Annotated in this window: 13 protein-coding genes; 5 read left to right on the forward strand and 8 right to left on the reverse strand. The window is 58.2% G+C overall.

All coding sequences use genetic code 11. The features are described 5' to 3' along the window. Window positions 1–136: 136 nt before the first annotated feature. Window positions 137–1561, reverse strand: coding sequence for an aldehyde dehydrogenase (aldA, locus tag M0954_RS08905; RefSeq protein WP_297352729.1), 1425 nt, complete (start codon window positions 1559–1561; stop codon window positions 137–139). Window positions 1562–2534: 973 nt separating this feature from the next. Between aldA and M0954_RS08915 the strand changes: the two genes are divergently transcribed. Beyond that, window positions 2535–2792 carry a hypothetical protein gene (locus M0954_RS08915; protein ID WP_123388311.1) on the forward strand — a complete coding sequence of 86 codons (258 nt, stop codon included), beginning with the start codon at window positions 2535–2537 and terminating at the stop codon, window positions 2790–2792. Between the two features lie 655 nt (window positions 2793–3447). On the opposite strand, the gene M0954_RS08920 is transcribed toward M0954_RS08915, so the two are convergent. Together M0954_RS08920 and M0954_RS08925 are read right to left on the reverse strand one after the other, a co-directional pair. Further along, the gene (locus tag M0954_RS08920; RefSeq protein WP_122158040.1) at window positions 3448–3708 is read right to left on the reverse strand and encodes a DUF6723 family protein; all 261 of its coding nucleotides are present in this window, start codon (window positions 3706–3708) and stop codon (window positions 3448–3450) included. Window positions 3709–3835: 127 nt separating this feature from the next. Beyond that, the gene (locus M0954_RS08925) at window positions 3836–4105 is read right to left on the reverse strand and encodes a hypothetical protein (protein ID WP_074266312.1); all 270 of its coding nucleotides are present in this window, start codon (window positions 4103–4105) and stop codon (window positions 3836–3838) included. Between the two features lie 217 nt (window positions 4106–4322). Between M0954_RS08925 and M0954_RS08930 the strand changes: the two genes are divergently transcribed. Further along, complete coding sequence (locus M0954_RS08930; protein ID WP_074266313.1) at window positions 4323–4526, forward strand: cold-shock protein; 204 nt, start codon at window positions 4323–4325, stop codon at window positions 4524–4526. 172 nt (window positions 4527–4698) lie between these two features. Here the strand turns inward: M0954_RS08930 and M0954_RS08935 are convergent, their stop codons facing one another. After that, window positions 4699–5409 (reverse strand): 1-acyl-sn-glycerol-3-phosphate acyltransferase, encoded by a 711-nt coding sequence (locus M0954_RS08935; protein ID WP_297352731.1) that lies wholly within the window; start codon window positions 5407–5409, stop codon window positions 4699–4701. Between the two features lie 457 nt (window positions 5410–5866). On the opposite strand from M0954_RS08935, the gene M0954_RS08940 reads away from it, so the two are divergent. The 3 genes from M0954_RS08940 to M0954_RS08950 all read left to right on the forward strand — a co-directional run bounded on the left by M0954_RS08940 (window position 5867) and on the right by M0954_RS08950 (window position 7324). Then, the gene (locus tag M0954_RS08940; RefSeq protein ID WP_122158038.1) at window positions 5867–6541 is read left to right on the forward strand and encodes a response regulator transcription factor; all 675 of its coding nucleotides are present in this window, start codon (window positions 5867–5869) and stop codon (window positions 6539–6541) included. 145 nt (window positions 6542–6686) lie between these two features. Continuing rightward, the gene (locus M0954_RS08945; protein ID WP_122158037.1) at window positions 6687–6956 is read left to right on the forward strand and encodes a DUF4148 domain-containing protein; all 270 of its coding nucleotides are present in this window, start codon (window positions 6687–6689) and stop codon (window positions 6954–6956) included. 92 nt (window positions 6957–7048) lie between these two features. Further along, a complete protein-coding gene (locus tag M0954_RS08950; RefSeq protein ID WP_122158036.1) occupies window positions 7049–7324 on the forward strand; it encodes a hypothetical protein in 276 nt (91 codons plus the stop codon). 173 nt (window positions 7325–7497) lie between these two features. Here the strand turns inward: M0954_RS08950 and M0954_RS08955 are convergent, their stop codons facing one another. The 4 genes from M0954_RS08955 to M0954_RS08970 all read right to left on the reverse strand — a co-directional run bounded on the left by M0954_RS08955 (window position 7498) and on the right by M0954_RS08970 (window position 12033). Continuing rightward, window positions 7498–8178, reverse strand: a complete 681-nt coding sequence (locus tag M0954_RS08955; RefSeq protein ID WP_123388313.1) for a response regulator transcription factor — start codon at window positions 8176–8178, stop codon at window positions 7498–7500. 13 nt (window positions 8179–8191) lie between these two features. Next, window positions 8192–9655 (reverse strand): HAMP domain-containing sensor histidine kinase, encoded by a 1464-nt coding sequence (locus M0954_RS08960; RefSeq protein ID WP_133893612.1) that lies wholly within the window; start codon window positions 9653–9655, stop codon window positions 8192–8194. 580 nt (window positions 9656–10235) lie between these two features. Beyond that, window positions 10236–11381 carry a porin gene (locus M0954_RS08965; RefSeq protein ID WP_123388315.1) on the reverse strand — a complete coding sequence of 382 codons (1146 nt, stop codon included), beginning with the start codon at window positions 11379–11381 and terminating at the stop codon, window positions 10236–10238. 340 nt (window positions 11382–11721) lie between these two features. Beyond that, window positions 11722–12033, reverse strand: coding sequence for a DUF4148 domain-containing protein (locus M0954_RS08970; RefSeq protein WP_297352733.1), 312 nt, complete (start codon window positions 12031–12033; stop codon window positions 11722–11724). Window positions 12034–12036 lie beyond the last annotated feature (3 nt).

Below are 12036 nucleotides of genomic sequence, written 5' to 3' on the forward strand. Positions count from 1 at the left end.
ACAGCGCGTTGTTGCGCCGGCTTTGTCGCATCTCCGATATCTTTGTTATGGTTGCAGCGTGCTTACACGAAACTGCAGGTTCAGAAAGGGCATGCCGCTATGCGCAGCGTGCCGGGCTAGAGTATGTATCGAGCCTTTAGTACTTCATGACCACGAGGCGCGTCTGCGTAAACTCGAGCATGCCGTGCTTGCCGTCGTCGCCGCCCAGGCCAGAGCGCTTCCAGCCTGCGTGGAAGCCCTGATAGGGATCGGCCGGCGTGCGGTTCACGTACAGCTCCCCTGCTTCGATGCCGTTGGCGATTTTCATCGCGGAGCGATAGTTCTCGGTGTAAAGCACTGACGACAAACCGAACTGGTGATCGTTAGCCATCTCAAGCGCTTCGTCGAGCGTGCCGTATTTGACGACCGGCATGATCGGCCCAAAGGTCTCTTCCTGGATGATCTCCATGTCCTGGCGGCAGTTCGACAGCAACGTCGCCGGGTAAAAGAAGCCGTTACCGCTGGGCAATTCGCCGCCCGTCTCGAGCGTGGCGCCCGCTTCCACAGCGCGCATGACCATTGTGTGGATTGACTGACGCGATGCCTCGTTCACAAGCGGCCCCATGAGGGCGGCATTTTCAGCGCGGTCGCCGATTTTCACGGCACTCATGTGCTGCCTGAGCAGCGCGACAAAGCGGTCGTGCACGCTCTCATGCACATAGACGCGTTCGATCGCCGTACACAACTGGCCACAGTGTGTGGTCTTGGACGCCACCAGTTCGCGCGCGGCCTTTTCGAGGTCGGCATCCGGCTCGATGATGGCGGGCGTTTTGCCGCCCAGTTCGAGCGACGGCTTGGCGATATTCGCCTTGCAATACTCGAGCACCTTGCGCCCGGCACTGACGCTGCCCGTCAGCGTGATCATGCCGATCGCCGGATGCGTGCAGACGTCTTCTGCTGTGGCGTGACTCATGGCCAGAATGTTCACGACGCCTGCCGGTACACCGGCGCGTTCGACTGCCTTGGCAATTTCGAATGCCGAAGTCGGTGTGTTATTGCTCGGCCGCACCACGACCGTGTTGCCGGAAATCAGCGCAGGCGCGATCTTGCGCAGCAACGTGTAGACCGGATAGTTGAACGGAATCAGGCAGGCGACGACACCGATCGGCTCGCGATGCAGGACCAGGTTCTCGTCGGGGGTATCGCTCGGAATGACTTCGCCTTCGATGCGGCGCGCCCATTCCGCGTGATAGTGGGTGATCTGAGCGGCATAGATGGCTTCGTTGGTGGCATCCGCGACGCTCTTGCCGGACTCCAGCGCGAGCGCGGCGCCGATAGCCGGCGCGCATTCGGTCAACGCATCTGCAAGCTTGTGCAGATGGACCGCCCGCTCGGCGGCCGGCAGCTTACGCCAGGCTTTCTGCGCAACTGCGGCGGCGTTGACCGCGGCAATCGCTTCGTCCTTCGAAGCAGCCGAGACCTGGGCAACCAGGGCCCCAGTAGCGGGGTTGTAGACGGAGATGAGGTCACCGGTTGCGGGTTCGATGAACTGGCCGTTAGCAAAATTCCGCTCGAGTCGCATGGTCTTTACCAGGTAGCGTGGTGCGAAAAACACATTGCCGACGGCCGTGAATGGCGTGCCGCCGGTGCATGAGCAGAATTCTTGTCCGCGTCGGGAGGACCGGCAAGCGACTAATTCGAGCCATAAACATTCGAAAAACTCATGTTATGGGCCGAGGCGTGGCGCGGAACACGAACGATTAAAATGCGAGGCCAGACTTGCCTGGAAACGTGATCCGAGCCCTGGGCTACTGCCGTTGTTGCGTCATGATCAGCCCCGGCAATGGCGCCTCCGAAGCCTTGTTCGCATCGAACGGGTTCAAAGAGGCATAGCGGTGGTAAAGCGCCGGCGACACCGGCTTATCGGGCAATCGAGAACGTGCGCCACCGGGCGCATTCAGAGCCGCTAGCCGAGACGCAACAAGGATGCCTGACTGGCAAGCAGAGTTTGAAGTTCATTGGAATCGGGCCGCGTCCCCCAGTTCCGGGCGCCGGCCACTGACGCGATGGCGATCCATGAATTGGGAGGAAACCATTCCTGCACGACCGTCGTGCCCTGCAGAACACGAAGACGCCCCGTTTGCTCGCAATAGTCGGCGCACAGCTCCGTGCCGTCCAGTTGGGCAGTGACGAGGGGGTTACGCGTTCGCTGCATTGAGATCTCCCGCATAAAAAGCTTGGCGCACGAGGGCGACGAGCGGCCCCGTGCGCGATGCCGACCGCGGCGTACATGCGAGCGCGCACGACCTCGGTGATCGACTCATGGCCGGACGCTACAAGCGACACAGGCAGTGACGGGAGTCTATGGAGAGTTCGGATTTACAGGTGAAACGTGCATGCGAGATTGGTAACGTGAGGTTACCGGGCTGCGCCTCGGGGAGCGCGGCATTTGTCGTGGACTTTCGACTTTATTGCGTCGTGCATCCAGTGATGAGGAGACCTCGTATATGAAGTGACGCGGCGCAATCTCTGCATCGCATTCTGGGAGAAATGAAATGAACAAGGCAATTCTGACTGTCGTCTTGACGGGAGTGGCTGCGGTTTCGTTCGGGGTGTCGGGTGTGGCGTTTGCCGGGAATGCGCACGGTGCTGCGACGGCGGGGATGACTTATCAGGGGGACCCGGTTTCTAGTCCGTGGACGACCAAGCCTGCCGGGTGGACTATGGGACAGGGTGCAGGCGCGGGGCCTGCGGTGGCTGGTGATACTTCTCAGAATGTGACGGTCAGTCATGCGCAGGTGGACGCGCAATAAGAGCTAGGGGGTTTTGCCTGCGGCGCTTGTCCGTGTTCCTGTGGTGTTGGCCTTTCCTTGCATTCTTATTGGTTTGCTTGTGATGCCCCTGTGCGGGGCGGCACTTACTGTCTTTGTCCCACAGGGACTACCTTCGGGTCGCCGCCGCAAAGAAAGTAAGCAAAGAAAGCGGGCTTCACACCGCCAGCCTGTAGGTGTCCACCAGTGAGATGAGCCCGGAGTGGCGCGCGCACGAAATGATCTCTCGCATCGCCGCTGGTTTTGACAAGGGACTCATTCATCCCACTCCGCACTACGTGCGTCGCGGACCGGTCTGCCAGGGAAGGCGTGGTTTGCGAGGGAAGACTGGAATTTTCGGCGAAGGGGCAATCCAACATAGTTAGAACGCCTACACAGTTTGCAGAGGGGCTTATGCCCGACGGCGGGGCGCGAAGCGCGACGCTGGAACGGATGAGTCCTTTGTCACTAACGGGGGGGTGCGAGGGCGGCTCTCGTGCGCGGACCACTCTGGCTTCATGCCAGTGGGGGACACCTACAGGCTGGCGGTTGCAAGCCCGCTTTCTTTGCTTACTTTCTTTGCATAAGAATGCAAGGAAAGGCCAACACTATAGGAACACGGAAACCAAGGCGCCGCAGGCACCCCCCCAAACGCCGCCTATAGCTCCGGATTCCCCAAATCCCCCGCAACAATCCGCTCACCCTGCACCTGCGCAGCAGCAAGCGCCTCAACCTTGGTAGCAAACGGCCCAATCTCCCCCGCCCCATCGAATGGAAACAACACCTTCCCATCGGTCTTGCGAACCACCTTCAAGACGCCAAAAAACCGCCGATACCCGGCGAGGCGAGTCGAAGCCGAGACTTCGAAATCGCTCTCGGACTTCGCTGGAACACTGGGAATGAATGCAGACTTGCTCATACGTCGAAACGAGGTGAATTAGGAAGCGCTAGCGCCCACGACCACGTACAGATCGCCGAAGGCACCCACCGCAAACCATCATTGTCGCAAATCTTCACGCACCGCGAGTGACACGAGCGATATCAGATCAATACGCTTCCCTGAACCACGGGCCCCACACCGCTCCATCGCCCTTCAGCCGCGTATAGGTAGCGCTTTGCCCCGTCGGAAGCTCCGACGTATCGCCCTGCGGTTTGGCATCAGTGGTATGCAGCGCAAATGCCTGCCGCTCGTCCGTGTCCACAGTGACACGCCCAATCGGCTCCAGAACGTCGCTTTGCGCGGATTCCAGCAGCGCGAAGTAAGGGGTCAGACGGCCCCAAAACGATGTCAACTCTTCCTGCAAGTAATGTTTCATGTATTTCCTCGGGAGAGTGTAGGCGCAGTTTACCCTACCCTGACATTACAGTTTCCCAACACCGCCTGGCTGTCATTTGTCCGATTTAAGCGACCTACTGAAACATCATGATTGGCAGGTTTGATATCAGCGTGGTACAAAGTCATTCTTCGCGTTCGGTCGCGGGGCGAAGACGCGGCAAACGCGAACGCGACATTTAAATTGAATGGATTAAAAAATGGCAACCGGTATTGTGAAGTGGTTCAATGATGCAAAGGGTTTTGGTTTCATTACGCCTGACGGCGGCGGCGAAGATCTGTTCGCACACTTCTCGGAAGTTCAGGGAAGCGGCTTCAAATCGCTGCAGGAAAACCAGAAGGTCAGCTTCGAAGTGAAGCAAGGCCCGAAGGGTAAGCAAGCGGCAAACATCACGCCGCTGTAACAGGCCGGGACGCTAGTTCCCCCCTGCTGCAAATGGCCCGCCTCGGCGGGCCATTTGCTTTTATAGAAGTCTGAGCCGCCCTATGGGCCTTTGTCGCGAGCACGCAGGCAATAAATACCCGATTAGACGCAAAGATCCGGTAAAACGTACCCGCATATTTTCCGCAAAGCCATCAGAGCTTTAGTAAAGCCGTTTTCATCCAGTCGTGAACCGCCCGGCTCAACTCCTGTTGCGAAGTCTCAACAGAGGAAAATTCGGGACCCACGACGACCCGGATATGCCCTTTTCTGTCTGGCCACCCTTTTGCCGGCCAAACTTTTCCCGCGTTATGCACCACGGGTACCACCGGGGCGCCAGTCGCACATGCCAGACGGATCCCGCCCGAGGTCAGCCGAAGCGGCGCGTCGTGCGGCACGCGGGTGCCCTCCGGAAAGATCACTACGACATCACCCTTGGCGAGCCGCTCGGCACACTCTTGCGTGACCGCCTGATGAGCCTGACGCGGCGACCCGCGGTTCAGGCTTACCATATCCAGGCCCCGCAGCACCCAGCCGAAAAACGGAATGCGCAACAAATCTTCCTTGAAGACGAAACTGATGCGGCGTGGAAACAGCGCGAGAAATGCCAGCGTCTCCCATGTCGACTCGTGCCGGCACAATAGAATCGACGGCCCGGCCGGGAGGTGCTCAAGCCCTTCCACCGAACAGGTCACGCCGGGTAGCCAACGCATCCATGCAACCATTGCACGACACCATTGCGCTGCCAGCCAGTAACGTCCTGACCTTCCCGCGAAAGGGAATAACACGAGGATCAACGCGGAATAGACCGTGCCGCTGCCGAGCAGGCCGACAATGAAAAACCATTTGAAGAACTTGGAGCGCATGAAAAACCGAGTGAATAAGGAATGGAACCGGAAGGTGTTGCGTCGCCGCCCGTCGAGATTGCGTGCGAGCCCAGACGTGCGTGTGTGATGTCGCGCGCGGTGGTGTCGTGACTGAAACCTCGACGCCGGGCCATGCAGGCTAGCGGCCGCAGAACCGATAGCAAGCTAGTCTGACACAAATTAAATCCGAGCCCATGCTTCGCGCGCAATCATTTCGGCGTGGAACACGTTGAAGTCACGGCGGCTCCCTTGTGTAACGACCTACCGCATAAAGCCGCACATCGCACCCGGCTCCGTTGCAAAACCATTAAAAACCCTTAATCCCTGTGGCGACGCCAGGTTACCAGCCATCGGTGATGATGACCGTGTGATCTCTTCGATGGTCATCCGAGCACGCATTGTCAGCAGTGCGAATGCAGGGTCGACTCGTGCCTCCTCCTTCGTGAACCGATAAGCCATGCCTAAAGTGCTCTCTGTGGAAGACGATGAATTGATGATTCACGAGATTGTGAGCTCGCTCTCGGAGTCTGGCTATGAGGTCGACGTCGCACGCTGCGGGCGCGATGGCATCGCCAAAATCATGGCGTTCCCCTACGATCTCGTAACACTGGATCGCACGCTTCCTGACCTGGATGGCTTGACGATTCTCACGACCATGCGCGACGTAGGCATCGATACGCCCGTGCTGCTCGTCAGCTCCATGTCGAATGTCGACGAACGCGTCAGGGGCTTAAGGGCCGGTGGCGACGACTATCTCACCAAGCCGTTCGCGCGCGAAGAAATGGCCGCTCGCGCCGAGGTGCTCCTGCGGCGCAAAACCCCGCAGCGCACGGCTGAAACGAGCCTTCAGGTTAGCGAACTGAAATTCGATCTGCTCAAGCATAGAGCCAGTCATCACGGTGAGGTGCTGGACCTCCAGCCAACCGAACTCAAACTGCTCGAATACATGATGCGCCACTCTGGCCAGGTGCTCACCCGTACGATGATCTTCGAGGGCGTGTGGGGTTGCCGCTTCGACCCGGGCACGAATCTGATCGATGTTCATGTGGGGCGCTTGCGCAAGAAGCTCGGCGCTGCGGGAGAAGCCCCGCAAATCCGCACGGTTAGAGGGTCCGGTTACATTCTTGGCTAAACATTGCTGCTGATTAAAAATCTCTTCACTTTCATGCTCGCGTTGCGATAGGCCCACCGCTCTATTCTGCTTCTTACCGAGACGCACATCGCGTTGTGCGGTACAGACCGGACCTAAACCATCTCTTCCTCTTAGAGGAGCAGTCATGAAAGCCATCAAGATCGCAGCTCTGCTGGGTATTCTCGCAACCAGCTCGGCCTTTGCCCAAAGTAACCAGGCCACTGCCGCTACATCGAACGACGCCCCGAGCACCGTGGCAATGTCGAACGCCACGCCGCAAGACGCCGGCACATGGGTTCCGCCGTCCCAGGCGATGGCGCCGAAGACCCGTGCCCAGGTTTACGGCGAACTCGTGCAAGCCGAAAAAGATGGTCAGCTTAACTACCTGAATACCGTCGTCTACGCTCATCCGTAAACGCCTCGCGGGATGCCGGCGTGACCAATGGCATCCCGCAACGCAATCCGGCTTCACCCGCCTTTGCACCTTCTGACATCAAGGAATCTGTCATGAAAACCTTCATGCTGGCAGCGCTTATCAGCCTCGCCGCAAGCAGCAGCGCATTTGCCCAGACCAACACGGGAGCAAGCGATCCGCATTCGGCATCGAGCGACTCCAGCTTCACCACCGCAGCAGCAACGCCCGATCAAGCCGGCCAGTGGGTCGCGCCTTATGGTCAACCGGTTGCTGGAAGAACCCGCGCACAGGTGTATCAGAGACTCGTCAAGGCCGAGCAGGACGGCCAACTCGCCTATCTCGACAGCACTGTGTATGCCCATCATTGAGCAACATGCGCTGGATGGCCGGCCCGCTTCAGTGGCCAGACCCACGTAACGCGAACAGGTCAATCCAGCCGGCTTAATTATCTAAAATGTTCAGTTATCCTTGTGATACCCGCTTAGTGCGACGCCAGACTGGGCGCGCCTTATCGTGCGCATGCAGATTCACCGTTTGATGTTCAACGCGAAGCCAACTGATAGCCGTACCGGCTAATCGTCTCGACCCTCGCTCTAAACTCGTTCATTTCCAGCTTGCGCCTCAAACGCGACACCACCAGGTTGACGCTGGACGGATCGACGTCCTCCTTGTCGGGCCATGCGTAGCGGATTAGCTGATCTCTCGCGACCGGTGCGTTCACCTGACGCAGCAGACATTCAATCAGCAGATATTCGCGCTTGGTCATCAGTACGCGCTTGCCGTCTTCGACGAGATCGCGGGTAAGCGGATCCAGCTTTAGCTGGATCATGGTGGCCGATGGTTGAGCCGAGCGCGCCACCGATGCCCGATGAAGCGCCAGCATGCGCTCCTGCATCTCCAGAAACGAATACGGTTGCACGAAGCAGGCGTCGGCGCCCGCGCGCAACACCCGGGCGCGATCTTGCGAACTGCCGCTGGCAAGCGCAACGATCACGGCCGGGGCACGTGGCAGCCGCGCCAGTTCGGGTAGCGCGTCGAAGAGCGAGGTGATCAGGGTGACGCCTACAGCGGAAATGACGATCGCATCGAACTCCTCATGCGAGGCGAGATAGAGGGCGTAGCGGAGATTGTCCGCTGCCTGGACGCTATGCGCGCTTTCCCTGAATGCCTTATGTAGGTAGACCGTCTCCGTTTCGGAGGAAGAAACCAGCAGGATTCTCATCTAGCGTTATGACCTACTGCAAGTTGTGTGGCCAGCAATCGATTGTGATTGTCGTTCCCCGGTCTTCGCCGCCAATTCGCAGCTCGAAGTCATGCAGCCGGATGATTGCCGAAACGATGCCAAGTCCAAGACCGGTTCCCGGTACGTGACGTGTCTGCTCGACACGGTAAAAGCGGTTTAGCACTGCATTACGCTCGCTCACCGGAATGCCGGGGCCGTTATCGGCAATCACGAGTTGAGGCCCCGACTGGCTCGACCATAGATCGACGCTCACCTCGCCGCCGTTGGGCGCGAATTTGATCGCATTGTCGAGCAGGTTACTGAATGCCTCGAATAGCAAGGCGCGGTCAGCATGCAACGGTCCGACTGCTTCCGTGCTGGACTTCAGAATGATCGATTTTTCTTCGGCAAGCGGTTCATAGAGCTCGCACAGCTCATCGACCAGAGTCCGCAAGGAGATCACGTCGAAGCCGCTGCGCCGTTGCAGCGCACCAATCTCCGAAATACGCAGCATCGCGCCAAAGCGTTCGAGAATCGAGTCGGCTTCGACACGCGCGTTAGCGAGCAGCGAGTCGGCCGCGTTGTCGCCCGTGGTCCGCACCCGCTCGGCGAGGTTGGCCAGCTGTAGACGCAAACGCACCAGCGGCGTACGCAGATCGTGCGCAATGCCGTCGCACGCGCCTTTGACTTCATTCATGAGGCGCTCGACTTCGTCGAGCATGTGATTGACGAGGTGACACAGCATGTCCAGTTCGTCACGACCGCCGGTGGGCAAGCGTTGCGCGAGGTCCCCATTGGCGATGCGGGTCGTCACGCGCCGCATGTCCGCCACGCGGCCCATCTGACGCAAGCTCAGCAACAGGCCGGTAGCAAGACTGAGCCCGAGACACAGCACGCCGCCGCCGATCAACACCTTGGTCAGTTCTTCCCGCACATGCTGCACATCGGACAGGTTTCGTCCTATGACGAGTTTGACACCGTTGTCGCGGAGCTCCCCTATCACACGCACCGTGGGCATCGACGCGTTATCCGGCAGTTCGATCGTGCGTCCCATGCTGGTGCTATGGGATTCGCCGGCTTTGTCGAGCTTCAGCCCTGGTGGCATCTCGCCAATGTCTCCCGCTATCCGGTGACCGTCTGGAGCGAATACGCCGTAGTAATTGGTGTGCCGGATTTCGCGCTCGAGTCTTTGGCTGATGACGGAGGCGAGTTGATCGTCAGACTTCGAATCGAAGTAACGCATCTGCCAGCGAATCCCACTGTCGGCTTCACGTTCCATCGCCGCGCCCACGGAGTATTCGAGGAACCCCAGCAAGGCCACGAAACACAAGGTAAAAATCGCCGCGTATGCTGACAGCCATCTAAACGTAGTCGTATGCCAGCGTTCGCCCGAACGGTGCCTGACGGTCGTCTCCTGTTTATCGGTGGAGATCGCCTTCCCTCGTACTTTGCCAAAATCCAGAGTGGACACGGTCATCGGCCCCTCACTTGTAGATTTGTTGAAAGCGTGGACTTGACGGGCATCCTCGCGACGCAAGCGGTCAAGAGGAAAATGGATTGAGCGTAAGACCACATAGTGAACATCCGAAAGTCACGCGCGTTTTCTGCTATCGATGTCGAAAGCTTCAACATCGCCAAAAACATTACAATAAGGATTCCATAGCTTACAGATTCTGCTATATTTAATTTGAGTGACGTCTCATCTACGCTTGCCGCGACACGCCTGCATCGGCGTCCATGCGAAGCTCGCCATCAGGCAGTGCCCTGCCAATCTCCTGTTGCGCGCCACCAGGACATAGTCCTACTGGTTACAGTCCTGGCATCATAGCCCCGCACGAATAAATACCAGACCGCACGAAGATGAAAAACCCGTCACGTTTGTACACATTGCATGAAACATCAATGCAAATTCTTTACATTGAGCCAACTGCAAGCCGTCACATGACTCACGAAAGATCGCGTCGAAGGCAACCTGAGCGCGAAATACCGCAACAATGAAAAAAGCACACGCCGAATTCCGGCGTGTGCTTTTTATGCTGACGCTAAAGTGGGGCGTCTTAGAAGCGATGCATCATAGCGATGCGATACACCATCTGGTTGCCGCTCGACGACTCGCCTGGCGATCCGAGAATGTTCGCATAATCAAAGTCCTGGCCGGTCTTGCCATCTGCATGTTGGTACGCTCCCTGCACGTAAACCGAGGTGCGTGCGCTCAGATCATAGTCGAGCATCAGCGATAGCTGGTTCCAGTTCGGATCCGAACTGCCCGTCACCGTCGAAACGTGAGCGCGCGTATACGTGTACGCCGCGCCTAGCCAGAAGTCATGTGCAAAGAAGTACTGGCCGTTGAGTTCGATATTGTCGAACTTCCACGAGTTCTGTGTTCCGGGCGCCGGTTGCGTAACGAAGTAAGCGTTGGAGGTCGGGTTGTAGATATCAACGTGCGAATAGGCCAGCGAGACGATCGCCTTGTCGGCGAACTTGTACGAAAAGGCGGCGTCGATGTTTTGTTGCGAGCTCCCCATGAACACCACTGTCGCGCTCGGCGCCGCGCCACCGGCAGTCGCACCGCCGTTGTCGGTCTTCATATAAGCGGCAACCGCAGTGACCGGGCCCATCTGGTACTGGACCGCTGCACTGTATACGCGATTGTCGGCAAACCCACCCGCCTCATTGCTAAAGCCGTACAGGGCCTCGCCGCTGAAGCCCGCAACCGTAGGCGACACATACTTGATCGAGTTCTGGATGCGGTAATCCCAGTCCGCATTGTCGTTGTCGTACGGGTGTGAACCAAGGTCGCCCTCCCAATTGCCGGCCGCGGTGAGAGCGCTCCACATATCGACGGTCGGATCGTACTGGCGGCCCATCGTGAAGGTGCCGTACTGCGCCGACGACAGGCCAACATAAGCCTGGCGGCCGAACAGCAGACCGCCTTGCCCCATTGTGCCCGTGTTGGTGTTGAAGCCGTTTTCCAAACGAAAGATTGCGCTCAGGCCGCCGCCAAGGTCTTCGCTGCCTTTCAGGCCAAAGCGGCTCCCGGCCGCGTCGCCGCTCACCATCTGGTAGCCGCGGTTGCCGGCGGCGTTGGTGGTGAAATCGAAACCCTCATCAATGAGGCCATAAAGCGTGACACTGTTTTGAGCATGCGCGACATTACACAGCGCAAGTGCGGACAACAATCCGGCCAAACATGGTTTCTTCATTTGCCTTGTACCTGATAAGTGAGGTGAGAGAGTCTGTCTTTTCCTTTGCCCTTCTGCGCTCTGCGGCGCTGTCACTGCCGGGTGCGGCAGCAACATGAAAGTGCAAGCAAAGTTTAAGTAGCCACTTTTCTTGACGAGACGGGCACTAAAGAAAGTCAGACTTTCAACAAACGCAAGTACGAAAGGCAGCCGCTCCATCGCCTTTGGTGGAGCGGCCTCGAGTTTCCTTTTTGAAAAAAATTGCTCGCTTTAGACCGGCAAGTGTCGTGCAGGTGCGACAGCATCGGTCAAAACAAGCTTCCGGGCTATTGCCGGACGTGCTCATGCGCTCTGCGGATCGCTATGGCGTCGCCGAGTATTGCACGGTCGGTACACCGTTCGCGGGCGTGCAATCCTGTCGATATTCCGCGTTCAGCTTCTTCTGAGCGGCCATGAGTTCGGACGGGTAATAGTTGTCGTTAGCGCTCGGGTCATAGCCGACCGCTTCGAGCTCCGACAGCTCGTTCATCAATTGCTTATGCGTAACCTCGGTTTTGAGGCGCGTGAACGGATAGTCGTTGCATTGCTGCGGTGTCAGTCCGGGGGATGCCCAGCCAGCCGCGCTCACGGTCAGCAAAACCGCTGCCGCTATTGCCTTTTCGAAGTGTTTCATTTG

The organism is Paraburkholderia sp. (assembly GCF_026225065.1).
In the GTDB taxonomy this organism is placed as follows: domain Bacteria; phylum Pseudomonadota; class Gammaproteobacteria; order Burkholderiales; family Burkholderiaceae; genus Paraburkholderia.

Coding starts and splice junctions, on each gene's coding strand:
- aldA (WP_297352729.1), bottom strand. CDS start 1,561: ATGCGACTCGAGCGGAATTTTGCTAACGGCCAGTTCATCGAACCCGCA.
- M0954_RS08915 (WP_123388311.1), top strand. CDS start 2,535: ATGAACAAGGCAATTCTGACTGTCGTCTTGACGGGAGTGGCTGCGGTT.
- M0954_RS08920 (WP_122158040.1), bottom strand. CDS start 3,708: ATGAGCAAGTCTGCATTCATTCCCAGTGTTCCAGCGAAGTCCGAGAGC.
- M0954_RS08925 (WP_074266312.1), bottom strand. CDS start 4,105: ATGAAACATTACTTGCAGGAAGAGTTGACATCGTTTTGGGGCCGTCTG.
- M0954_RS08930 (WP_074266313.1), top strand. CDS start 4,323: ATGGCAACCGGTATTGTGAAGTGGTTCAATGATGCAAAGGGTTTTGGT.
- M0954_RS08935 (WP_297352731.1), bottom strand. CDS start 5,409: ATGCGCTCCAAGTTCTTCAAATGGTTTTTCATTGTCGGCCTGCTCGGC.
- M0954_RS08940 (WP_122158038.1), top strand. CDS start 5,867: ATGCCTAAAGTGCTCTCTGTGGAAGACGATGAATTGATGATTCACGAG.
- M0954_RS08945 (WP_122158037.1), top strand. CDS start 6,687: ATGAAAGCCATCAAGATCGCAGCTCTGCTGGGTATTCTCGCAACCAGC.
- M0954_RS08950 (WP_122158036.1), top strand. CDS start 7,049: ATGAAAACCTTCATGCTGGCAGCGCTTATCAGCCTCGCCGCAAGCAGC.
- M0954_RS08955 (WP_123388313.1), bottom strand. CDS start 8,178: ATGAGAATCCTGCTGGTTTCTTCCTCCGAAACGGAGACGGTCTACCTA.
- M0954_RS08960 (WP_133893612.1), bottom strand. CDS start 9,655: ATGACCGTGTCCACTCTGGATTTTGGCAAAGTACGAGGGAAGGCGATC.
- M0954_RS08965 (WP_123388315.1), bottom strand. CDS start 11,381: ATGAAGAAACCATGTTTGGCCGGATTGTTGTCCGCACTTGCGCTGTGT.
- M0954_RS08970 (WP_297352733.1), bottom strand. CDS start 12,033: ATGAAACACTTCGAAAAGGCAATAGCGGCAGCGGTTTTGCTGACCGTG.